Annotated in this window: 19 protein-coding genes and 1 pseudogene; 6 read left to right on the top strand and 14 right to left on the bottom strand. The window is 65.3% G+C overall.

Features of this window, described 5'->3' with window-relative positions; genetic code table 11:
* Nucleotides 1–38 precede the first annotated feature (38 nt).
* Genes AC6LKD_RS08595 through AC6LKD_RS08585 form a run of 3 tightly spaced genes read right to left on the bottom strand, consistent with a single transcriptional unit; the run spans nucleotide 39 to nucleotide 3,405 of the window.
* Nucleotides 39–878, bottom strand: coding sequence for a M48 family metallopeptidase (locus AC6LKD_RS08595; RefSeq protein WP_013392872.1), 840 nt, complete (start codon nucleotides 876–878; stop codon nucleotides 39–41).
* 37 nt (nucleotides 879–915) lie between these two features.
* Nucleotides 916–1,986 (bottom strand): chorismate synthase, encoded by a 1,071-nt coding sequence (gene aroC / locus AC6LKD_RS08590; protein WP_498115899.1) that lies wholly within the window; start codon nucleotides 1,984–1,986, stop codon nucleotides 916–918.
* 36 nt (nucleotides 1,987–2,022) lie between these two features.
* Nucleotides 2,023–3,405, bottom strand: a complete 1,383-nt coding sequence (locus AC6LKD_RS08585; RefSeq protein ID WP_013392870.1) for a putative bifunctional diguanylate cyclase/phosphodiesterase — start codon at nucleotides 3,403–3,405, stop codon at nucleotides 2,023–2,025.
* A gap of 511 nt (nucleotides 3,406–3,916) precedes the next feature.
* Here AC6LKD_RS08585 and AC6LKD_RS08580 point away from each other — a divergent pair.
* Nucleotides 3,917–5,890 (top strand): bifunctional diguanylate cyclase/phosphodiesterase, encoded by a 1,974-nt coding sequence (locus tag AC6LKD_RS08580; protein ID WP_498115898.1) that lies wholly within the window; start codon nucleotides 3,917–3,919, stop codon nucleotides 5,888–5,890.
* A 50-nt stretch (nucleotides 5,891–5,940) separates the two neighbouring features.
* Nucleotides 5,941–7,431, top strand: a complete 1,491-nt coding sequence (locus AC6LKD_RS08575) for a sensor histidine kinase (protein ID WP_498115897.1) — start codon at nucleotides 5,941–5,943, stop codon at nucleotides 7,429–7,431.
* A 15-nt stretch (nucleotides 7,432–7,446) separates the two neighbouring features.
* Here the strand turns inward: AC6LKD_RS08575 and AC6LKD_RS08570 are convergent, their stop codons facing one another.
* The 3 genes from AC6LKD_RS08570 to AC6LKD_RS08560 all read right to left on the bottom strand — a co-directional run bounded on the left by AC6LKD_RS08570 (nucleotide 7,447) and on the right by AC6LKD_RS08560 (nucleotide 10,236).
* Nucleotides 7,447–8,166, bottom strand: coding sequence for a response regulator transcription factor (locus tag AC6LKD_RS08570; protein ID WP_492276830.1), 720 nt, complete (start codon nucleotides 8,164–8,166; stop codon nucleotides 7,447–7,449).
* Between the two features lie 214 nt (nucleotides 8,167–8,380).
* On the bottom strand, nucleotides 8,381–9,868 hold the full coding sequence (locus AC6LKD_RS08565; protein WP_498115896.1) for a protein adenylyltransferase SelO: 1,488 nt from the start codon (nucleotides 9,866–9,868) through the stop codon (nucleotides 8,381–8,383).
* Nucleotides 9,865–10,236: a DUF2069 domain-containing protein gene (locus AC6LKD_RS08560; RefSeq protein WP_013392865.1), complete on the bottom strand. Its 372-nt coding sequence runs from the start codon at nucleotides 10,234–10,236 to the stop codon at nucleotides 9,865–9,867. Before AC6LKD_RS08560 ends, AC6LKD_RS08565 begins: the two co-directional genes overlap by 4 nt.
* 17 nt (nucleotides 10,237–10,253) lie before the next feature.
* On the opposite strand from AC6LKD_RS08560, the gene AC6LKD_RS08555 reads away from it, so the two are divergent.
* Together AC6LKD_RS08555 and AC6LKD_RS08550 are read left to right on the top strand one after the other, a co-directional pair.
* Entirely contained in the window at nucleotides 10,254–11,567 is a 1,314-nt protein-coding gene (locus AC6LKD_RS08555) for a YihY family inner membrane protein (protein ID WP_207471178.1), read from the top strand.
* 38 nt (nucleotides 11,568–11,605) lie between these two features.
* Entirely contained in the window at nucleotides 11,606–12,064 is a 459-nt protein-coding gene (locus AC6LKD_RS08550; RefSeq protein ID WP_013392863.1) for a CBS domain-containing protein, read from the top strand.
* A 29-nt stretch (nucleotides 12,065–12,093) separates the two neighbouring features.
* On the opposite strand, the gene dusA is transcribed toward AC6LKD_RS08550, so the two are convergent.
* Nucleotides 12,094–13,110: a tRNA dihydrouridine(20/20a) synthase DusA gene (gene dusA / locus AC6LKD_RS08545; protein ID WP_080551053.1), complete on the bottom strand. Its 1,017-nt coding sequence runs from the start codon at nucleotides 13,108–13,110 to the stop codon at nucleotides 12,094–12,096.
* A gap of 184 nt (nucleotides 13,111–13,294) precedes the next feature.
* Between dusA and AC6LKD_RS08540 the strand changes: the two genes are divergently transcribed.
* Both AC6LKD_RS08540 and AC6LKD_RS08535 read left to right on the top strand, forming a co-directional pair.
* Nucleotides 13,295–14,263 carry a homoserine kinase gene (locus tag AC6LKD_RS08540; RefSeq protein WP_492276828.1) on the top strand — a complete coding sequence of 323 codons (969 nt, stop codon included), beginning with the start codon at nucleotides 13,295–13,297 and terminating at the stop codon, nucleotides 14,261–14,263.
* Between the two features lie 65 nt (nucleotides 14,264–14,328).
* The gene (locus AC6LKD_RS08535; protein ID WP_013392860.1) at nucleotides 14,329–15,132 is read left to right on the top strand and encodes a BPSS1780 family membrane protein; all 804 of its coding nucleotides are present in this window, start codon (nucleotides 14,329–14,331) and stop codon (nucleotides 15,130–15,132) included.
* A 6-nt stretch (nucleotides 15,133–15,138) separates the two neighbouring features.
* On the opposite strand, the pseudogene AC6LKD_RS08530 reads toward AC6LKD_RS08535, so the two are convergent.
* From AC6LKD_RS08530 to AC6LKD_RS08500, 7 genes and pseudogenes are all read right to left on the bottom strand, one after another.
* Nucleotides 15,139–15,375 (bottom strand): annotated as a pseudogene (locus AC6LKD_RS08530) (DUF192 domain-containing protein); the annotation flags it as partial.
* Complete coding sequence (locus AC6LKD_RS08525) at nucleotides 15,372–16,244, bottom strand: type II secretion system F family protein (protein WP_498115895.1); 873 nt, start codon at nucleotides 16,242–16,244, stop codon at nucleotides 15,372–15,374. The pseudogene AC6LKD_RS08530 and the gene AC6LKD_RS08525, both read right to left, overlap by 4 nt.
* Nucleotides 16,245–16,258: 14 nt before the next feature.
* Nucleotides 16,259–17,104 (bottom strand): type II secretion system F family protein, encoded by an 846-nt coding sequence (locus tag AC6LKD_RS08520; protein WP_498115894.1) that lies wholly within the window; start codon nucleotides 17,102–17,104, stop codon nucleotides 16,259–16,261.
* Entirely contained in the window at nucleotides 17,101–18,795 is a 1,695-nt protein-coding gene (locus tag AC6LKD_RS08515; RefSeq protein WP_498115893.1) for a TadA family conjugal transfer-associated ATPase, read from the bottom strand. Before AC6LKD_RS08515 ends, AC6LKD_RS08520 begins: the two co-directional genes overlap by 4 nt.
* Entirely contained in the window at nucleotides 18,792–20,162 is a 1,371-nt protein-coding gene (locus tag AC6LKD_RS08510; RefSeq protein WP_498115892.1) for a type II and III secretion system protein family protein, read from the bottom strand. Before AC6LKD_RS08510 ends, AC6LKD_RS08515 begins: the two co-directional genes overlap by 4 nt.
* Nucleotides 20,159–21,013, bottom strand: a complete 855-nt coding sequence (cpaB, locus tag AC6LKD_RS08505) for a Flp pilus assembly protein CpaB (RefSeq protein ID WP_492276823.1) — start codon at nucleotides 21,011–21,013, stop codon at nucleotides 20,159–20,161. Before cpaB ends, AC6LKD_RS08510 begins: the two co-directional genes overlap by 4 nt.
* A complete protein-coding gene (locus AC6LKD_RS08500; RefSeq protein ID WP_148260598.1) occupies nucleotides 21,010–21,729 on the bottom strand; it encodes a hypothetical protein in 720 nt (239 codons plus the stop codon). Before AC6LKD_RS08500 ends, cpaB begins: the two co-directional genes overlap by 4 nt.
* Nucleotides 21,730–21,758: the final 29 nt, after the last annotated feature.

The raw sequence follows: 21,758 nt of genomic DNA, 5'->3' as shown, positions 1-21,758 counted from the left end.
GCCCTGGTCAAAAAGCCACGGCGGCCGCCGCAGCGGCCTTAGCGGGAGGCTTTGCCTTTCGATTGTTCGTAAAGCGGCAGCACCTGCTGCGCGGCGGCCTGCAGATCGCTGATGCGCGATGCGGCCGACGGGTGAGTCGACAGGATTTCCGGCGGGGCGCTGCCCTGATCGGCGGCGCCCATCTTCTGCCACAGCGTCACGGCGGCGCGCGGGTCGTAGCCCGCCCTGGCTGCCAACTCCACGCCCATGCGGTCAGCTTCGGTTTCATGCGTGCGGCTATTGGGCAGCGTGAACATGACGCTGGTGAACTGCCCGCCCAGGTCGGACGCCGCGGAAGACCCGGTGGCGATAGCCAACACCGACAGCCCCAGGTTGGTCGCCATCTGCTGGGATACGCGCTCGCGCGCATGCTCGCGCAAGGCGTGCGAAATCTCGTGGCCCAGCACCGCCGCCAACTCATCGTCCGTAGGTTTGATCTTGCCGAGCAGCCCCGTGTAGACGGCGATCTTGCCGCCCGGCATGCACCAGGCGTTGATCTCGTTGCTGGACAGCACATGCACTTCCCATTTCCAGCTGGCGGCGTCAGGCCGGAAGATTCCCGCCTGCGCGATCAACCGCTGCGAAATGGTGCGGACCCGCGCAACCTGTTGGGCGTCACGGTCCAGCAGGCCCTTGGCCTGCGCCTGTTTGAGTATGTCCGCGTACTGCTGAGTGGCTTCCTGCTCCAGCGCTTGCGAAGGCACCATGCTGGACATGTATTGGGTCCGGTTGACGCCGATGGCGCCCGACTGCGTGGTGTTCATGCCGGTGCAGCCCGCCAGGGCCGCCAGCGCGAGCGCAGCGCCCGCATTGCGCAGCAGATGACGTTTCCGGTTCATGGCAGGCCTCCCAGCCGATTCGAAGAACGACAGCGTATCAGACTACCGGATCGCCGCACTGACCGCGGTGGCGCAAGGCATGGTCGATCAGGACCAGCGCCAGCATTGCTTCGGCGATGGGTGTGGCGCGGATGCCGACACAAGGATCGTGGCGTCCGAGGGTCTGCACCATGACCGGTTCGTTGGCGCGGTTCACGGAGCGGCGTTCGACCCGGATGCTGGAGGTCGGCTTGATGGCCAGCGACACGGTGACTGGCTGACCGGTGGAAATGCCGCCCAGCACCCCGCCGGCGTTATTGGTCAAAAAGCCGTCCGGCGTAATTTCGTCGCCGTGTTCCGAGCCTCGCTGCGCGATGCTGTCGAAGCCCGCGCCGATCGACACGCCCTTCACGGCATTCAAACCCATCATCACGTGGGCGATGTCGGCGTCCAGGCGGTCATAGATCGGTTCCCCCCAGCCCGCGGGAAGGTTCTCGGCCACGACTTCGATCCGGGCGCCCACGGAGTCGCCGTCGCGGCGCAATTGGTCCATGTAGGCTTCCAGTTCCGGCACGACCTCGGCGTTGGGCGCGTAGAACGGATTATTGGGGACCTCGTCCCAGGAAACGAAGGGAATCGCGATGGGGCCAAGCTGACTCATGTAGCCGCGCACCTTGACACCGTACTGCTCTGCCAGCCACTTCTTGGCGATGGCGCCCGCCGCTACCGTCGGCGCCGTCAGGCGCGCCGACGAGCGGCCGCCTCCGCGCGGGTCGCGCACCCCGAACTTGCGCCAGTAGGCGTAGTCGGCATGGCCCGGACGGAAGGTATCGGCGATGTTCGAGTAATCCTTGCTGCGCGCATCGGTGTTGCGGATGAGCAGGCCGATAGGCGTGCCCGTCGTCACTCCCTCGTATACGCCAGACAGGATTTCCACCTGATCGGCTTCCTGGCGCTGCGTCACGTGGCGGGACGTGCCAGGACGGCGGCGGTCCAGTTCGAGCTGGATGTCGGCAGCGTCCAGCGACAGTCCCGGAGGACAGCCATCCACGACGCAACCGATGGCCGGCCCGTGGGATTCGCCGAAATTGGTGACGGTAAAGAGGGTACCTAGGGTGTTGCCGGGCATAGGGAGTCGAGAGGTCGGGTTTGCAAGCAACCCCGATTATGACACCGCCGAGGCCAAAGCCTGGATTTCGGAGGCCGGCGCGGGACGTCCCAACAGGAAACCTTGCATCACCCGGCATCCCAGGGACTTCAGGATCTCGCGTTGGCCCTCGGTTTCAACGCCTTCCGCCACCACGGGCAGATGCATCGCCTGGCACAGGCCGAACAGCGCCGAGACCACTTCGCGGCTGCCGGCATCGGATTCGAGCGCGGAAATGAAGCTGCGGTCGATTTTGACCCAATCGATGGGCAGGCAACGCAGGTGGTTCAGGCTGGAATAACCGCAGCCGAAATCGTCCAACGCCACGCCTATGCCCATCGCCCGCAGCGTGTTCAGGATTTTCACATGACGTTCGTAGTGCAGGATGAACAGTGATTCCGTGATTTCCAGCACCAGTTTGCGCGGCGCCAGATTGGCGGCAGCGAGCGCATCCGACACGAGTTCGACCAGACCGTCCTCGTTCATCTGCTTGACCGACAGGTTCACATGCACGCGCCAGGTCGCCGGCCATAGCGCCGCCTGCGTACATGCCCGTTCCAGTATCCAGGCCCCCAGCGGCACGATCAGGCCACTGCGTTCGGCCAGTTCGATGGTGACGGCAGGCGACACGCTGCCGAGCACGGGGTGATGCCAGCGCAGCAGCGCCTCGCATCCCTGCACCATGCCGGTACCGCTGTCACAGACCGGTTGGTAATACAGTTCGAACTGCTCCATGGCGGGTGTGGTCAGCGCCAGCCGGAGGTCGTTTTCCAGCCCCTGCTGGTCACGCTGGCGCGCCAGCATGCGGAAATCGAACAGGTTCCAGCCCGGCCCGCCGCGCTCCTTCAGCGGGAGCAAGGCAACTTGCACGCAGCGCTGCAACTCTTCCACGCTACGGCCATGCTCGGGATACAGGGCCGTGCCGACACGGAACATGGCCATCAGCGGACGCCCGCCCAATTCATAAGGCGCGCTCAGGGCTTCCAGCAGCTTGGCCGACACCTGGGCCGCGCCCGTTTCATCCACGTCGGGTGCGCATACGGTGAACGCATCCGTCCCGGAGCGCGCCACCATGCCGCCCATGGATCGGCAGATCAGGCCCAGGCGGTTGGCCACCTGCACCAACAGGGCCTGATCTTCGCCCGCGCGCAACATGGCGCTGATCTCGGCGTACTGTTCGAAGCTCACCAGGAAGAATGCGCCGCGGCGCGAGCGGCCCTCGGCATTGTTGAGCCAAGCGCGGGCGCGCCGGTGCAATTCCTGATGATTCAGGACACCGGTCAGTTCATCGCGCGTCAGCCGCTGACGCAGCAGGCGCTCCCTGCGCACGAAGACCCAGCATATCGCTACAAGTGCGCCCGCAAGCGTCAGGCACAGTGCGAGCAGGTAACTCTCACGCACGAAGCCCCCTATCCATAAGCCCCTGGCGTTGCGGTTCGAAAAGGAACCCAAGGACTGTAACATTTTTTAAAATATGCATTATTTTCGCAAAAAACGCCACACTTCAGAGGCAACGCGCCTCTTTCCCCTGTATTCCTACGGTTATTCTGGTTGCTCACGGAAGGTTCGGGATAGGCCACGAAGGCTAGCGCCGGCCCTTGATGCCATGCTCGCCCTACTACTTACGACAGCTACACCCGAAAAATTAATACACCCTGTCTCGATAGTTGTCATTCAAAACCGGGCCGCACCGAAATAATTGCACAGCTTGCCCCCTTGCGGCATGAATTTAGTAATATTCGGCACGTTCTGTGACATGTAGAATTGCTGTTCCACTGATGTATTAGTGACTTGTGTCACACCTCGTATCCAGGCCTTCTAGCGCTGATCGCGATTCGACGCCGTTCCAACCGGACACCTGGCAGTCCTCAGTTCAGGCCACGCAGCGGCCAGGAAGGGAACCTCCCAATACATGTCCACATTCCGCCGGCTACTTTTCTTCACCACACTTTTGATCGGCCTCGTCCTGTTCGGCGCGCAGGCGGTGGGGATGCTGGCGGCGCACCGCTATCTGAGCTCGCAGTTGACGCAGCAAAGCGACGACGGCGCCAACGCGCTCGCCTGGGCCTTGTCGCACGCTGCGGCTGGCCCCGACGAACGAATGGCGCTGGCGGATGATCTGTACGCGGGCGGAGATTACGCGCTGGTACGCATTACCGACGAAAGGGGCGCGCCCGCCATCGAACGGCAAACGCCGCAAACCGACTCTCAGTCCAGGGAGCACGATTGGCGCGACGCCTGGTTGAGCATGGAAGCGCCCGCCGTGTCGCGGCCTTACGCGGCCCCGGACGGCAGTTCGCGGGGTATCGTCACCGTGCAGGCGGATTCGCGGGAAGCCCGCGACACCTTGTGGCAAGGCGGCGTGCGGGTCCTGGGGCTGGTGCTGGCCGCAGGCCTGCTGTGGGTCTTGTTCTCCCTCAATCTCGCGCGGCGGATGGAAGCGCGCACCTCTCGGGACATCTGCGAACGCGTGCGCGCGCTGGCGCCGGGCAACCGCAAGACCTTAAACGGCACGTGCGAGCTGGCGGGCGTCGATCAGGCGCTGGTGGACGCGCAGCGCATGGTCGCCGCCACCGTCCAGGAACAAAATGCCCGGATCGAATCGCTTCAGAGCGAGATCTACAAGGACCCCATCACCCGGCTGCACAATCGCAAGTATTTTGTCGATCAGTTCAGGCTGGCGCTGGCGGACAAGGACCCCGAAGCCGGCGGCCATCTGCTGATGTTCCGCCAACGCGACCTGGCGCAGATCAACCGGCACCTTTCGCGCGCCTTCACGGACCAGTGGCTGCGCTCATCCGCCGACCGGCTGCGCAAGCTGGTCGCCGAATTCGGCGGGCCGGCGGCCATGCTCGCGCGCATCAGCGGTTCTGATTTTGCGCTGCTGCTGCCCCGCAGCTCGGCGCCGCAAGCCAGCCTGCTGGCCGAGCGGGTGCGACGCGAACTGCGCGCCCTACGTGTGCCGATGGACAAGCATGAGTCCTGCCGCTGGGCCCTGGCGATGGCCTCCTACGCGCCAGGAGACGGCATGAGCGACACGCTGGCGCGCCTGGACCACGCCCTGATGTGCGCCGAAAGCGCCGACGACGACCAGATCGCGCCGGCCAGCCGAGCGCCGGACAGCACGCACATCGGCGAGTACAGCTGGCACGACGCCCTGGTTACCGCACTCGAACAGCACAGATTCTCCTTGTCCGTGCAGCCTCTGCACGATCTGTCCGGCGGCCTGCTGCACCACGAAGCCAGCCTGACCCTGCACGACACCACCGGCGCCGATCCCGTGCCGGCCTCGATCTTCATGCCCCCCGCGGTCCGCCTCGGACTGGCCGCCGAGTGCGACATACAAGCCATCCGCCTGGGGCTGGACTGGCTGTTCGCGCGTCCTGGCGAGCTGGCAGTGCCGATATCGCTGGCCTCGATCGCCCAGCCATCATTCCAGTCCAGACTGCAACGCATGCTGGCCGACCGCCCCGCCCTGAGCGCACGCCTGATCGTGGAAATCGATGCGGCAGCCCTTGCAGCGCAAGGGGCGGACCTGCACCAGCTTTGCGACATCATCGTGGCCGCCGGCGCACGGGTCGGCGTAAGCCGGCTGTCGTACCAATTCGGCGCCATCGAGCATCTGCATGAGTTCCCCTTGTCATACCTGAAGCTATGTGGCGGCTTCATCACAGGCCTGCTCCACAGCCCGGGCAGCCAGCACCTCGCCGCCACCGTAGTGGCGACAGCCGCAGCGCTGAATATCGATGTCTACGCCGAAGACGTGCCTGACCTCGCCACGCAGAACGTCCTGGCGAGCATCGGCGTCCATGCCATGCGCGGGCCTGTCGTAAACTCCGCCCATACGCACGAACTCGTACCAGATCATCCCTGGGGTTCCAGTTGACGGAAGGCATGCTGCTTCGCATCTGTTGGCTTTTTCGCACACGCTGGCCTTTGCGCCCGCGCCGCGCCGGTGACGCCCCCGCGGTTCGGCCAGTCATCCTGCCCCGCCTGGGGCTATTGCTGTGCGCCCTGCTCGGCCCCGACGCGGTCCTGGCCTATGGCGTGGGCGCGTCATACGAAGACCTGCATCTGGGCCTGACGGCCGGCGTCGCCGCAGCCTGCGGCGTGGCCTGTGCCGTCGCATGGGCGGCCACCCGCAGTGCCATGTACGGCGCGGGGTTGGCCTTCATGCTGCTCGAAGGCGTATTCCGCTCCATGCCCACGCTGTTGCCGCCGGCAGCGCTGCAAGCCGGATCCTATGCGGCCTTGCTCGCCCTCACCGCCCCCCTACTCGCAGCAGCATCCGCCACCAAGCTGGCGACGGCCTGCCGCTGGGCCAGCGCGGCGTTGACGATAATGGCCATAATGGCGCTGATCATCGCCTACGACCCAGGCAACGGCATGGCATCGGCCGCGATCGCGGGCGCCTGCGCCATCGCCAGCCTGCCGCTGGCCATCTGGTTCCTGATCCGCGGGGCAAGCAGAACACCCGCACGCGCAGCCGCGCTGATCTTGGCTGGCGCTTATGGCATATCGGTCTGGCTGCTGGGACATGACGCCTGGTTGCCCCAGGGCGCGGGCGGAACGGTCGCCGAACTTGCACGACTGCTGCTGGTATCGAGCGCCTTGGTTCTGCTCGCGATCCATCAATCCAGCGGCCTGCAACAGGAAGTGAAACACGCAGTCCAGGACCACAACAATGCGGAACACGTGGCCCAAGGCGAACTAAGACTGGCGGAACTGGCCGGCGCACTCGATACGCAACGCCAGATGAACGCGCTGATCTCGCACGAATTACGCGCACCGCTTGCCACCGTCAGTGCGGCAGCCCAGTCCCTGGACATGATACTTGCCGAAAGCGGCGAGGCCGTGGACAACCGCCTGGCGCGCATCCATCGCTCGGTCACCCGCATGACCGAACTCATGGATCAGCTGCTGAATCAGGACAGGCTGGGCGAACAGGCGTGGACGCCGCGCGGCGAACAAGCGGACATGGCGGATCTGGTGCGCGATGTCGTCACCGCGATGCAACCGGATACGGCGCATGCGCTGATGTTGCAGGCCGGCGCCTCCCTGCCGGTCTACTGCGACCGCCCCTTGACCAGTGTGGTGGTGCGCAACCTGATCCACAATGCCATCAAGTATTCGCCAGCGAATGAACCCGTCCGCATCGAAACCGGCGAAACCCGGGTGGAGGGCATTCCCATGGCTTGGGTGGCCGTCACTGACCGCGGCCCAGGCATCGGCGTGGAGGAACAGGCCAAGATCTTCGAACCGCATTTCCGGCGCTCGGCGCACCGGGAGACTCAAGGCATGGGCATTGGCCTATACCTGGCCCGGCGCATCTGCCAGAACCAGGGCGGTTCATTGACCATGGAAAGCCAGGTGGGCGTGGGCACGCGCTTCGTCGTCACCTTGCCGTCCAGCGCGCCAGCGGCTTGACCGCCGCGGGCATTTTCAGGCAGCGAACACGTAACCCTGGCCGCGCACCGACAGCACCGGCAACTTCAGGCCCGCGCTCTGTGCCTTGGCGCGCAAACGGCTGACCAGCACATCGATACGGCGCAATTCAAAGCCCCCTGGGCTATCCGGCAGGAACAATTCCGCCAGGACCTGCCGGCTGACCGCGCTGCCGGCGGCATCCATCAGAGCGATCAGGAAGGTGCGCTCCTGGGCGCTTAAATGCAGCGAAGCGCCATCGGGCGCCACCAGAATCCAGCCGCCGTCCTGCAGGGACCATGAGGTGTCGGCGGTGGCGCGCGTCTCCGCATCCACGGGACGCGGCGCCTTGGCCAAGCGCATCCGGCGCGCCAGACTGCGGATGACCGAACTGAGCTCCAGCAAATCGACGGGCTTGGTCATATAGACATCGGCGCCGCCTTCCAGGCCGCGCACCCGGTCTTCCAGCGCGCTGCGGCCTGTCAGCATGACGATACCAACCGGACTGAGGGCGCGCAGGCGGGTCGCCACGGAGAAACCGTCCTCTCCTGGCAAGTGGGCGTCAAGAATGACGATATCGCAAGGTTGTTCCTGCAACCGGCGATAAAACGCCGCGGCATTGTCACAGGCAAATGCCACCCGGAAACCATAGCCACCCAAGCCTAACGCCAACTCCTCCCGGAAGTCCGCGTCATCCTCAAGCAGACCGATACACAGCAAACCATCTGCGCCAGCCATATTTAGAGTGCTTTATTTTGAAGATTATCGACAAATGCCCCGCGGACGCAGAGTCCCGGGTATTCCGTTGGCGACAATCTTACGTCTTTTACAATGGAAACGAATGATTGCAGTGAAAAAAACTGCGATATTCCTTGTCCAAATAGTTATTTTCCCGTAAATCCCGGGAAAATCGCTTGCACCCTGCTCTGGTTTGTACGGCTGGCGGCCAATATCACGAGGAACAACTAACCTCCAGGCTGCCTGCCCAATCCGGCGGCAATGCCGCATACCGCTCATGGCCGGGCTGGGCCTCGTAGGGATTGCGCAAGAGCTTCATCAAGGTGTCGATCTCGCCGGCATCGCCCGATTTAGCCGCCCGGATCGCCTCCTCCGCCAAGTGATTGCGCAGCACGTAAAGCGGATTCACGCGATTCATGCCCGCAGTTACATCCTGCACCGGCCGTCCATCCTGCGCATGCCGCTCCACCAAGCGGTCCAGCCAGGCTCCCGCCGCCGGCCGGTCGATGAACAAGTCTGCGAACGCAGCGCGCTGGCCCGACAGGGCGTCGGCCAAGCGCCGCCAGGTCAATGTGAAATCCGCCTGATTGGCGTCCATCAACTTGAGCAGATCGTCCAGCAGCGCTTCGTCGGCCGGCTGCCATGCGGCCAGGCCCAGCTTGGCGCCCATGCGGTCATGGAAGGCACGCGTGAAGACCGCCTCGAATTCGTCCAGGACCGCCCGCAAACCCTCCACGTCCTGCACCAGCGCGTGCAGGCTGCCGCCCAGGCGGTAAAGATTCCACAACGCCACGGACGGCTGGCGGTTCCAGGAATAACGCCCTTCCGAGTCCGAGTGATTGCAAATATGGCCCAGGCGGAAACCGTCCATGAAACCGTACGGACCATAGTCCAGCGTCAGCCCCAGTATGGACATATTGTCGGTATTCATCACGCCGTGACAAAAGCCCACCGCCTGCCAGTCCGCTATCAGCAACGCCGTGCGCCGCGTAACGGCGCGCAGGAGATTCACATAGGGCGCCACGTCATTCGAAACCTCGCCCGCGCCGGTCTCGCGACATTCCGGGTAATAACGGTCTATGACGTAGTCCGCCAGCGTCTTCAGCATATCGGGTTGGCGGCGCGACGACCAATGTTCGAAAGAACCGAAACGCACGAAACTGGGAGACATGCGCGTAACGATGGCGGCCGTTTCCACGGTTTCCCGCATGACGGGGTCGTCGGAAACCACCAGCGCCAGCGCGCGCGTCGTAGGCACGCCCAGGCCATGCATGGCCTCGCCGGCCAAGTATTCGCGCACCGATGAGCGCAGCACCGCGCGGCCGTCGCCCATGCGCGAATACGGCGTCATGCCCGAGCCCTTGAGCTGCAATTCCCAATTGCCCTTCGGCCCTTCGACCTCGCCCAACAGATGGGCGCGCCCATCGCCCAACTGGCCAGCCCAGACGCCGAACTGATGGCCGCTGTAAACCGCGGCCAGCGTGTCGCCGCCCGGCAGCGGCTGGGCGCCGGAAAACACGCTCAGGAATTCGGGCGTGGACAAGGCGGACGGGTCCAGGCCGATCAGTTCCGCCGCCTGCGCATTGCCGTGCAACAGCCGCGGATTGTTCAAGGCCTGGGGCTCGAGCCTGGTGTAGAACGCCGCAGGCAAGGCGGCAAAGGAATTGACGACGCGCAGGTCGGACAGCTTCTGGGCGCTCATGCGCGTTGCCTCCTGGCGGCCCGCTTGGCGGGTCGCACGTAGAAAATGGCGCTAAGGAAGAAAATGGTCGACAGCAGGATCTCGCCCCAGGCCATCAGCACAGACAGCGGGGCCGGATCCGACATGGCCCGCACCGCGCCCTCCATCAGATAGAGCAGCGACAGCATGGACGCCCACTGGTAGGTATAGAGATTGCCGCGCAGGATGCCGCGCAGCGGAAACGCCAGCGGCAGGGCCTTGAGCAGCATCCAGGAGCCGCCGGGCCGCACTGGCGCCACCACGGTTTCCCAGGTGACGCACAGCACGATCAGGGCGAACAGCGAAACCGAGGCCAGCAGGCGCAAACGGGGATTGAGTTCGGGGTTCATGCTGCTATTATCGCCTGATGAATCGCCCCGCCGAGCCTGCCGCCACTACGCCGGCGGCCACCGAGCACTCGACCCCGCGCTCTTCATGGATCGCGCGGGCCGGACGCGTCGTGCGCTTCAGCGCCGAACGCGCCGGCGAAGAGAAACTGCTGCAAGTGGCGTCCAGTCTCACCTTCACGACCGTCCTGGCCATCGTGCCAATGCTGGCCGTGGTCCTGTCGCTATTCACGGCTTTTCCGGTATTCCAGGAATTCCGCGTCGCGCTCGAGGATTTCCTGACCAACAGCCTGATGCCCCCGTCCGTGTCGGACAACATCATGGATTACCTGAACCAGTTCGCGCGTCAGGCTTCGCGCCTGACCGCCATCGGCGGCGTGTTCCTCCTGATCACCTCGCTGTTGCTGATCATGACGATCGACAAGGCGTTCAACGACATCTGGCATGTGACGCGCCAGCGCCCTCTGCGGCAGCGCGCGTTGGTGTATTGGGCCATCATCACGCTGGGGCCGGTCGTCGCGGGCGCCAGCCTTTGGGCGACCTCGTTCGTGGCGCGCGAATCGCTGGGCCTGGTGCGGGACGTGCCTGAAGCCCTCAGCGTCGCAGTGTCGTTCATCCCGTTGATATTGACCGCTCTCGGTTTCGCCACGCTGTTCGTCATGGTCCCGAACCGCGAGGTTCTCTGGCGCGACGCCCTGGTCGGCGGCTGCGTGACCGCGGTCGTGCTGGAAATCATGAAGTCGGCGTTCGCCTATTACCTGACGCGCTTCCCCACCTACACCGTGATCTACGGCGCATTCGCCACCCTGCCGATATTCCTGCTTTGGATCTACCTGTCGTGGCTGGCCGTGCTACTGGGGGCCATCCTGGCTTCCAGCGCGCCTCTTATCCGCCTGGGCCGCTGGGAAATCAACCGCTATCCCGGCGCGCCCTTTGTGGATGCCGTGGATGCGCTGCGCGCGCTACGCCAGGCGCAGGCGGCCAATCCGCCGGGACTACCCGCCAATCTGCTGGCCGCGCAATTGCGCCTGCACCAGGACGAACTGAACGAAGTGCTGGAAACGCTGGCGGAAATGGGGCTGGCGACACGCAGCCCTGAAGGCCTTTGGGTGCTGACCTGCGATGCCCGCAATACCTCGATGGCGCCCGTGGTGGATCATTTTCTGCTGGATCGCAGCCAGCCCAGGGTCCGCAATGACCCGGAAATATTGCGAGTCGCCTCGGCCGTGATTTCGCAGCAAAATACGCCCACGCTGGAAGAAGTCTGCGGAGAAGCGCAAAATACCGAAAATGGAATCGCTCCGGTGCTGCAGCTGGAAGCGAAAAAGAACTAGTAAATAGGATAAGGGCGCAGTCCGCCCAGGAGGAACCGATGTTGAAGGTCAGCGAGATTTTGCGCGTCAAGGGCGATACGCTCTATACGGCGTCGCCCGACATGCCTGTATCCCAGGCCGTGCAAACAATGAGCGAGCAGGACATAGGCTCGCTGGTCATCATGGAATTCGGGACGCTGACCGGCATGCTCACGTTCCGCGAGATCATCCGCCACATGCATGCACATGGCGGCGCCGGCGACACCACCATCCGCTCCATCATGGACGACGCGCCGGTCAGCGTGTCACCCAACACCAGCGCCGACGAAGTGCAGCGCCTGATGCTCGAAAAGCATGCGCGCTATATCCCGGTCATGGACGGCCCCACCCTGATGGGTGTCATTTCGTTCTACGACATGGCCCAGGCCATCGTGGCGGCCCAGCAGTTCGAAAACAACATGCTGAAGGCCTACATCCGCGATTGGCCTACGGAAACCGCTGAACCGGCCAAGTCCTGAGCCCCTGGCCAGCCGCCGCTGGCCTGCCGTCACACCCCAGCCGGCGCCGCCTCGACCGCGGCGCCGCGCATATCAGGCGCATGCCGCTGGCTGCGCCAGGCATCGTAAATCAGTTCAGGATTGTTCGCGGCCAGCAAGGCCGGATCGGACAGCATGCGACGCCAGCGGCGCGCGCCAGACTGGCCGTTCACCAGCCCCAACATCGGCCGCGTCATCACCCGCAGCGGCACGCCCACGGCGACTTGCCGCGCCGCGTATTCCATCATGGCGTCGACCACCTGCGCGTCGCTCGGCAGGCGCAGCGACGGCCACAACTGCAGCGACACTTCGGACAGCACCCGCGGCGTATGCCAGGCGGCCCGGCCCAGCATGACGCCATCGAAATCACCCGCGGCGCGCACCGACTGCCCGGCGTCGGCCAGGCCGCCATTGAGTACGAACGTGCAATCCGGGAAGTCGCGCTTCAATTGCCGCACCACCTCATAGCGCAGGGGCGGAATCTCGCGGTTGTCCTTGGGCGTGAGCCCCTTGAGCACCGCGTTGCGGGCATGGGCGATGAACACCCGGCAACCGGTGTCATAGACCTTGCCGACGAAATCGCGGACAAATTCATAGGACTCGTCATAGTCCAGCCCAAGCCGGTGCTTGACGGTGACCGGAATATCCACGGCGTCCTGCATGGCCTTCATGCAATCGGCCACCAGCGCAGGCTCAGCCATCAGGCAGGCGCCAAACGCCCCCTTCTGCACCCGCTCCGAAGGACAGCCGCAATTCAGGTTGATCTCGTCGTAACCCCACTTCTTGCCTAGCCGGGCCGAATGCGCCAGGGCGTCGGGCTCGCTGCCGCCCAGTTGCAGGGCCACGGGATGCTCGGCCTCGTCAAAATCCAGGTGACGTTCGACATTGCCGTGCAGCAACGCACCGGTGGTGATCATTTCCGTGTACAAGCGGGCGCGCGGCGCCAGCAGCCGATGGAAAAAGCGGCAATGGCGGTCGGTCACATCTATCATCGGGGCGACGCACAGCCGCCAGTCGGGGGAGTCCAAGAATCACTCTACAAAACAAGGGGATGCGGTATTTTACGGTGCTTGGCGGCTTTGTGTCCGGCCGGCGGCTCCGACCGCTCAACCGGATGGCGGACAGGCCCGCCCGCCATGTGGTCTAAAATTGCGCCGCCGCAGCCGAAACAGGCGTGCCGCGCGTCCGTTAACCCCTAGATTCCGCACATCAATGGCCGTATTCACCCCTGTCTCCGAAGACGACGCTCGCGCCCTCCTGGCGCATTTCGATCTGGGCGAGTTTGTCTCGCTTCGGGGGATTACGGCGGGTATCGAGAATACCAACTACTTCCTGTACACGACCCGCGGCGAGTACGTGCTGACGCTGTTCGAGGTGCTCACGCAGGCGCAGTTGCCGTTCTACATCGAACTGATGTACCACTTGGCCGAGCGCGGCATTCCCGTGCCGCGCCCCCAGACCCTGCGCGACGGCACCCGCCTGACGACGCTGCATGGCAAGCCCTGCGCCATCGTTTCACGCCTGCCAGGCGGCTACGAGCCCGCACCCGGCGCGGCGCATTGCGCCCTGGCCGGCGCCACGCTTGCACGCGCCCACTTGGCGGCGCGCGACTTCCCGCTGCGCCAGCCCAATCTGCGCGGGCTGTCCTGGTGGCTGGAGACGGCGCCCAAGGTCATGCCCTTCCTGGAACCGGCGCAGGCCCAGCTTCTGTCGTCGGAGCTGGCCGACCAGCAGGCAGCCGCCGCGACGCCGGCATGGCAGGCATTGCAGACCGGCCCCGCCCACTGCGACCTGTTCCGGGACAACGTTCTGTTTGCCGGCACCTTCGAGGATCCGCTCATGGGCGGCATCATCGATTTCTACTTCGCTGGCTGCGATACCTGGCTGTTCGACGTGGCGGTAAGCGTCAACGACTGGTGCATCGAGCGCGACACCGGCGAATTCGTGCCCGAACTGGTCGAATCCTGGTTGGCGGCGTATGCGGCCGTGCGCCCGTTCACCGACGCGGAACGCGAAGTCTGGCCGCTGATGCTGCGCGCCGCAGCGCTGCGCTTCTGGATATCGCGCCTGTACGACTTTTTCCTGCCGCGGCCGGCCCAGACCCTCAAACCGCACGACCCCCGGCATTTCGAAAGAGTGTTGCAAGCACGCCACCGCCCGGGCCTGCCAATATTGCCGTAACTGTTGCTCCCCCCATAATGGGGATAGCGCGTCCCTTTTTGAGAGATCACCCCCTTTAAAGAGCCATGCAAGCAGCATTCCTACCCGCAACATCCGGCTGGCAATGGGTCCGTGACGGCTTCCGTCTGTTCCGCAAGCAACCACTGGCCATGTTCACCTGGGCCATGGCCATCAGCCTCCTGGTCATCTTCGCCACCGCGACGCCGCCGGTCGGCCCCATCCTGGTGGTGGCGCTGATGCCCATCATCACGCTGATGACGCTATCGGCGTGCAAGCACGTCGAAGCAGACCGCGTCATGCTGCCCTCGATGTGGGCCAAGCCGCTCAAGCAGCCCGGCGTATTCAGGAAACTGTTCCTGATGGGGCTGCTGTACGCGGCGCTCTGCATTGCTTGCGGCCTGATCATTTTCCTGCCGTTCACCGACGCGATGGTCGAGGGCATGCGCATCGCCTCCGTGGAAAAATCCATGGAGCCCATCCTGTCCGCCATGGCCGTGCCGCTGAGCCTGTTCGCGATCACGTACGTCGTGATCGCGGCGCTGTTCTGGCACGCGCCAGTTCTGGTCGCCTGGCATGGGCTGCGATTGATCCAGGCGCTGTTTTTCTCCGGCATCGCCTGCTGGCGCAACAAGCTGCCGTTCCTGGTCTACGGCGCCACGTGGATCCTGGTGTTTCTTTTCATCGACCTCTGCGCCGGCCTTCTGGTCGCCATCGGCCTGTCCCCGCAGCTTGCCGGAACGCTGCAGATTCCCTTCAATATCGCCGCGGGTGGCGTGCTGTACTGCAGCTTCTATCCTGCCTATACCTCCGTGTTCGGCATCGAGAATGCCGGCGCGCATCTCGACGACGGCAACGGCGCCCAGGCATAAAGCCACGCGGCAGGGCGCCAGCGCCCTGCGCACCGCGAGCACCCTTCCACGCCGCGATATGAATGCCACGTCGATGGCATAACGCATGCCAAAGGTATGCACTGCGGCACAAGGCATCAACAAGATGCCGGACCGCGGCCCTGGCGGCTTGCGTCCCAGCAAACCGCGGGCGCGGCCACACCAGTCGGCTACCTTGAGCAACCTGAGCCGGCCACGCTGCCCCGATGGCTGGTCATTGCTCATTGCACGCTCTGCAGCAATTGCACCATGACCGGGAAGGCCAGCACGATGAAGGTGCAGGGAAAGATGCAGCCGATCAAGGGCAGCAGCATCTTCACGGGCGCCTGCATCGCCAGTTGTTCCGCCCGCACGTGGCGATCGCTGCGACTTTGCGCCGCCTGCGCGCGCAGCACCGGCCCCAGGCTTATCCCCAGCGCCTCGGCCTGTGCCAAGGCGGCAGCCCAATTGCGCGCAAGCGGACTATTGCTGCGTTCAGCCAGGGCCTTGATCGCCGCGGTCCGGGAGACTCCGGCGCGCATCTCAGCCAGCGCGTCGGCCAAGGCATCGCGCAATATGCCGGCCGGGCCGCTCTGTGCGGCCATCTGCAATGCCCCGTGCACACTCAGCCCCGCCTCCACACACAAGGTCATCATGTCGAACACGAAAGGCAGATCGCGTTCGATGCTGCGCCGCCGCTTGACGCTCAAACTCTGCAACCAGAGGCCCGGCGCGGCGCCGGCCCCCAGGGCAGACGCTACCGCCCAAGGAATCCACCCCCAGGACTGAGCCTGCAGCAGAACAAGCGCTACCGTCGTCGCCAGCCCACCGGCGGCCGTTGCCGCGCTCCAGCTCAGCGCCGCCACATGCGCGTAGCTGATGCCAGCGGGCAACGCAGCCCGCTCGATCGCCCGCGTCAGCCGGATACGCCAACGCCAGGTACACAAAGGCCCGGCCAAGGGCGCCACCGCCGCAATCCAAGGCCAGGCCGCTCGCCACCACCACGGCAAGGCGGAGGACGCGCCCTGGCTGTCCAGCAACAATGGCTTCAAGACCACCCAGGCCAACCACCCCGCAGCCAACGCGGCCGTCAACAGACTCAAGTACAGCCACATCGCAGCCTCCTCCGTCAGATATCGATCCGGACAATGCGCCGGATCAGCAGCATGCCCGTGGTCTCCAGCACCGCCACGATGGTCAGCACGCCCCAACCCACGGGCGTATGCCACAGCAAACCCATAACTTCCGGCTCCAGGCGGTCCAGCACGGCCAGCAGCAGCAAGGGCAAAGACCCTACGATCCAGGCCTGCAAACGCCCTTGCGATGTCAGCGCCAGCAGCTTCGCCTGCAATTGCAGCCGGGCGCGCAGGGTCTGCGCGATGCTCTCCAGCGCCTCCGCCAGATTGCCGCCCGTCTGTGCCGCAATGCGCATGGCAGCCACGACGAGAGCGGTCGAATCGGCCGGCATGCGATTGCGCAGGTTTTCAAGCGCGGAGTCCCAGGGCACTCCCATGCGCTGCTCGCGCAGCATCAAGCCGAACTCCTGGGCCAACGGTGCGCCGCTCTGCTCGACGACGTGGCGCAGGCCTGTCGTCAATGCCACGCCCGCGCGCAGAGCGGCGGCAAGCATCAACAACGCCATCGGCAGTTGCTGCTCAAACCGGCGGGCGCGCCGACGTCGCAACGCGTTCACAAGCGCACGGGGCAAGCGCGAGGCAAGCGCCGCAGCCATGGCGGACACCAGGCCGCTACCCGTGGCGGCAAAGGCCAAGGTTGCCGCCAAGGCGGCGCAGGCCACTGCGCCGGCCCACAATTGGGCCGGATCTATGAACAGGAACACCTCGCTCAGGCGCAAGCCCGCCTCCTGCGTGTAGACCTCGCGGTAGCGACGCAGCGCCGGCGCAAACCAGCTCTGGACCCGCCAAGCCAACAGCAGCACGGAGATCATGGCGGCCCCCGCCGCTAGCCAGATCATGGCGTTCCTTGCGAAAAAATTGCAGTCCCCGGCGCCGCCTTCTCCGTGTCGGAAAACCAGGCAGGGTCGAAGGCCTCATCGGGCTGTGTCCAATCGCGCGCGAAGCCGGGCAAGGCGCCGCAGCCGAAGAAACCCCGGACGCGGTCGTACCGGAACAAATCCTGGAGCTGGATACGTCCGCTTTCCATGCCGGTGATCTCCGCGATCGACGTCACGACGCGCCGCCCGTCGGCCAGCCTGGCCTGCTGCACCACGATGTCGACGCTGGCGGCGACATGCTCGCGCACCGCCGCCAAAGGAAGGTCCAGGCCGGCCATCAGGATCATCGATTCCAGGCGTCCCAGCGCATCGCGAGGCGAGTTGGCATGCAGCGTCGTCAGGGATCCCTCATGGCCGGTATTCATGGCGGTCAGCATGTCGAATGCCTCCGGCCCGCGGCACTCGCCCACCACGATCCGGTCTGGCCGCATGCGCAACGCGTTGCGCACGAGCTCGCGGATGTCGATGCGCCCGCGCCCCTCTTGGTTGGCGGGACGCGCCTCCAACGCCACCAGATGATCGTGGTTAAGGCGCAACTCCGCCGCGTCTTCGATGGTGACCACGCGCTCGCCATCGGGAATCTCGTTGGACAGGATGTTGAGCAAGGTCGTCTTGCCGGCTCCCGTGCCTCCGGACACCACAAGGTTTCTGCGCGACCGCACACAGAGCGCAAGGAACTGCGCCATGGCGCCGCTCAGCGAACCCGCCGCGATCAGATCGGACATGCCCGGGCGCCGCTGCGGGAACTTGCGTATGGTCAGGCTCGCGCCTCTCATGGCCACCGGCGGAATGATGGCATGCACCCGGGATCCATCCGCCAGCCGGGCATCCACCATCGGAGAGCTTTCGTCGATGCGCCGCCCCAGGGGCGTGACGATGCGCTCGATGACCCAGCGTAATGATTGCTCGCTGGTGAAGGCCGCCTGGTGGCGCGACAGGCGGCCGGCACGTTCGACGTAGATCTCGTCATGACGGTTGACCATGATCTCCGTGATGTCGGCGGCGGCGAGCAAGGGCTCCAGAGGCCCCAGGCCGACCGCTTCGTCCAGCACCTCGCGGCACAATGCCGCGCGGTCCGCCCCTGGCGGCAAATCCGCGTCCGTGGCAACAATGTGCGTCAGCAGCCGCTCGGCCTCGGCACGCAGCATGCCGTCGCTCATGCCCGCCACGTCACGGCGGCGCAGGTCCAGCGCCGCCAGCAAGGCTGCATGCAGGCGCCGGCGCTCCTGTAGCTGATGCAGCGGCGCGCGCGCCGGCAACGGCGTTGCAGGCGCGGCCAGCGTCGGCAACTGCTGCGCTGCAGCCATATCGCGCGCGGCGCTGTCAGCCTCCGGACCATTCGATTCGCCGGTGTGCTCGGAGGCGACCGCCAGCGACACCCGCAGCCGACAAGGCCCGATCAATATTTCATCACCGGGCAATACCGGCACGTGGCGCACGATCCTCTCGCCGTTCACCAGCGTCCCACCCAGCGTTCCCAGGTCTTCAAGAGCAATACCGGCCTCTTCGCGCACCAGACGGGCGTGCTGGCGTCCCACACGCCAGTTCACAATGCGCAAGCCGCAATGCGCGCCGCGTCCGATCAGCACGGGAGCGGCCAGTGTCGCTTTGTCCACCGTGGCGTCCTCGAACATCATTTCTATGTCGATCATGGCCTCGTTTCCGTTGGGGGAGTCGGGACACCTTCAGGTCGCGCGTCCCATTGCGAGCCCGCGCCCGCGTAGGCATCCCAGCCTGACGCGGCAGGCACGGCGGTTCCCAGGCGAGGCGCTTCGGGAAATGCCGCTTCCAGCACGCCACGCCCACGCCGCACGCGGTCCGCCATGGCGGGCTCGGCCTGCGCAATCAGCTTTGGCGTCACAAATATGGCGAGCTCGGTTTCCCGCAACTGATAGCGCCGGGACGAGAACAAGGCCCCCAGGACCGGGATGTCCTTCAGCCATGGCAGCCCGTCGCTTGCCTCGTCCCGCTCGCGCGACAGGAAGCCGCCGATGACCAGCGTATCGCCGGACCGCACGTTGAATTCGGTTGACGCGCGGCGCGTGCGCAACGCCGGTCCGCCCGGCACGCTCAGCGCGTTGTCCACCGAGCTCGCCTCGACTTCGATCAAGGAACGGATGATCCCGTTACGGTCGACACGAGGGGTAATCCTGAGCATGACGCCGTAGGGCTTGAACAGCGTGGTCGAATTGCCGCGCGTATCGGTTGACGAGTAGGGAACCTCGCCACCGGCCAGAAAGGTTGCGCTGGCACCACTGCGCGCCAGCAATTGAGGCTGGGCCAGCATCACGGCTTCCCCGCTTTGAGCCAGCATCGCGATGCGCGACGACAACAACGCATTGACGCCGAAGTAGCCGGCCGCCGACGAGACCCGGCCCATCGTTTCTATGATTTCCTCGCCGGGACGGCTCATGCGCCCCCACGACCCCGCATCCCAGGCCAGGCCGGCATTGATGCCGCCTTGGGACATGCCGTCCCAGCGCACGCCAAGATCCCTCAGCTTCGATGTGGGGATCTCCACGACCTGCACGTCCAACTGCACCATGCGATCCCAGCCCACTTGCCCGGTAAAATCCAGCACGGCGGGATAACGGTCCGCCAGGGCCGCAATGCGCAAACGGTCGTCATCGGAAAGATCGTCGCCCTCGATCAGAATGCGGCCGCCCACCTCGGTGCTGCGCGCACCCGGAATGCGGGCGAGCAAGGCCGCGACTTCCGCCCGCAGGCGCGGTGCCCCCGCCGGCACCACCCTTAGTTCATAAGCCTTGGCGCGGGCGCCGTTGGCCCAGACATGCAGGGACGACACGCCCTCGGCACGGGCGAACACAATGACCTCGCGCCCTTCGGCCTCGATGGCGCCGATCACCTGGCCGTTGCCTATCGCCACGCGCTTGACTCCGGGGTGCGACAGGATCCGCGTTTCGCCCACCTGGAGTTCGATCTCCTCGTCCGCTGGCCACGCTGCCGGACTGACGAGGCATAGCACCCACGCGAATATGCTGGCGACGACACGCCTCATGGCCGCCCCCTTTTCAGTCGAGGCGAGACGGCCGCCTCCATCTCCATTGCTCCTTCACCCGCCGAGGGCTCCAGCCGATCGCCGTACAGAATGGCCACGCCCGGCGCCTTCCGGGGCTCCAGGTCCAATCCGATCAACGAAGCAAGATCGCCTTGCGCTGCGCCGCTGACCACGGCGGCATCATCGCGATGGCGCAGCATCGCTGTCAGCACCCCGCTCTGCCGGGCCGCCACGAATCGCATCGCCTCGTCCGGCGTCGCCGCCAAGGTGATATTGCCGCCCTTGTTTTCACCATCGGCCTCGCCCCCGACCATCAGCACGCGCATGCCTTGCAAGAGAGGCACGGTCAGCTCCTGCTGGCGATGCGCGAAGCTCACATAGATGTCGATGGCATCGCCCACACGCAACACTTCCGCCAGACCTCCCAGGTCGGTGGCCGCCACCGTCAACGCGCGTTGCCCGCTACGCAGGCGGGACGCCAAGGCCGGAACCGGCGCGGTGAACGTCAAATGCCCCCGGAGCAAGGGTTCACCATTGGCGACATCGGCCAGCAAGGTGGCGCCAAGCAGGCCAGAAAGATCCAGGGGATCGATGCTGGCCCGCGAAGCCCATGGCTCCGGGATCTCGCGCACGGCGAGATGCAGCTCTTCGAGTTGCGTGCCCGCGGGCAAGTCATACGCCGCGACCAGGCGGCTGACCATCGGCGTGCGCGCCTCGGCCTCCAGCGCCTGGACGCGCTGCTGCACGTGCTCTCGCACCGCCCACGCGGACACCAAGCCCGCGATCAGCGCGATGGCGTACACGCCCGTTCTGCGCAGGCGCTGCAGGACATGGGTGATCCAGAGCCTCATGGCGATCTTCCGCTGACCAGAAGCCCGCTGCCGCCTTCCAGCGGCACCAGCGACAACCGCATGCGCGCGCCCGGACGGATCCACCAATGCGCTGACTCCTCGGACGCCGGCACACGACGCCAGCCGTTCTGGGCCAGGCGCTCCTCCAGCAGCGGAGCCAACTGCCTCGGCGGCAAGGCGTATTGCCAGATGCGTTCCGAGACTCGCACGCCGTCCTCCATCACCGCCACGTCCAGCCTCTGACGAGCGCCAGCCGGGAGCCAGGCAGGCAGCGGACTATCTGGCGCAGCCAGCAGGCTGACCGCCGAAATGCTTCCGGCCGTGCGGCGCGCGCCCAGGCCTTCCATCTGGACGACCCAGCGCTCTTGCCCCACCTGACCCGATAGGATGGCTTGGCCGGACAACACGTTCAGGTCGGCCAGAGCGGGCTGCTGCGCTGACAGGTAGCGGATCAGTTCGGGCGTGCTGAGAGGCGTATCGAATATGAGCACGCGTGCGGGGATGCCATGCAGCCAGATGCTTTCCGCCAGCAGCCCGCGCCGCGAACCCGCAGGAAAACGCAAGGCTTCCAGCGCGGTGACGCCGGACCGGGTCCTGGTGGCGGCTCCTGCCTCGTTGCCGTCTTTCGCCCGATCCTGCGCGGCGGCAATGTTGCGCCCCCCCACCAAAGCGACGGCCAGTGCACCAGCCAGCAACAGGCGTAGTGTTCGTGCCACCGCCAACGTCCGCCAACCACTACCCCATG

It is taken from the genome of Achromobacter sp. D7-1 (assembly GCF_059760445.1).
The sequence above is the reverse complement of the archived record's forward strand: the minus strand, read 5'-3'. Positions and strand labels throughout refer to the sequence as shown.

What these genes read in the sequence shown, in the direction of transcription:
- AC6LKD_RS08595 (WP_013392872.1), bottom strand. Translation starts at nt 878, where the DNA reads ATGAACCGGAAACGTCATCTGCTGCGCAATGCGGGCGCTGCGCTCGCG.
- aroC (WP_498115899.1), bottom strand. Translation starts at nt 1,986, where the DNA reads ATGCCCGGCAACACCCTAGGTACCCTCTTTACCGTCACCAATTTCGGC.
- AC6LKD_RS08580 (WP_498115898.1), top strand. Translation starts at nt 3,917, where the DNA reads ATGTCCACATTCCGCCGGCTACTTTTCTTCACCACACTTTTGATCGGC.
- AC6LKD_RS08570 (WP_492276830.1), bottom strand. Translation starts at nt 8,166, where the DNA reads ATGGCTGGCGCAGATGGTTTGCTGTGTATCGGTCTGCTTGAGGATGAC.
- AC6LKD_RS08565 (WP_498115896.1), bottom strand. Translation starts at nt 9,868, where the DNA reads ATGAGCGCCCAGAAGCTGTCCGACCTGCGCGTCGTCAATTCCTTTGCC.
- AC6LKD_RS08560 (WP_013392865.1), bottom strand. Translation starts at nt 10,236, where the DNA reads ATGAACCCCGAACTCAATCCCCGTTTGCGCCTGCTGGCCTCGGTTTCG.
- AC6LKD_RS08555 (WP_207471178.1), top strand. Translation starts at nt 10,254, where the DNA reads ATGAATCGCCCCGCCGAGCCTGCCGCCACTACGCCGGCGGCCACCGAG.
- AC6LKD_RS08550 (WP_013392863.1), top strand. Translation starts at nt 11,606, where the DNA reads ATGTTGAAGGTCAGCGAGATTTTGCGCGTCAAGGGCGATACGCTCTAT.
- AC6LKD_RS08540 (WP_492276828.1), top strand. Translation starts at nt 13,295, where the DNA reads ATGGCCGTATTCACCCCTGTCTCCGAAGACGACGCTCGCGCCCTCCTG.
- AC6LKD_RS08535 (WP_013392860.1), top strand. Translation starts at nt 14,329, where the DNA reads ATGCAAGCAGCATTCCTACCCGCAACATCCGGCTGGCAATGGGTCCGT.
- AC6LKD_RS08525 (WP_498115895.1), bottom strand. Translation starts at nt 16,244, where the DNA reads ATGTGGCTGTACTTGAGTCTGTTGACGGCCGCGTTGGCTGCGGGGTGG.
- AC6LKD_RS08520 (WP_498115894.1), bottom strand. Translation starts at nt 17,104, where the DNA reads ATGATCTGGCTAGCGGCGGGGGCCGCCATGATCTCCGTGCTGCTGTTG.
- AC6LKD_RS08515 (WP_498115893.1), bottom strand. Translation starts at nt 18,795, where the DNA reads ATGATCGACATAGAAATGATGTTCGAGGACGCCACGGTGGACAAAGCG.
- AC6LKD_RS08510 (WP_498115892.1), bottom strand. Translation starts at nt 20,162, where the DNA reads ATGAGGCGTGTCGTCGCCAGCATATTCGCGTGGGTGCTATGCCTCGTC.
- cpaB (WP_492276823.1), bottom strand. Translation starts at nt 21,013, where the DNA reads ATGAGGCTCTGGATCACCCATGTCCTGCAGCGCCTGCGCAGAACGGGC.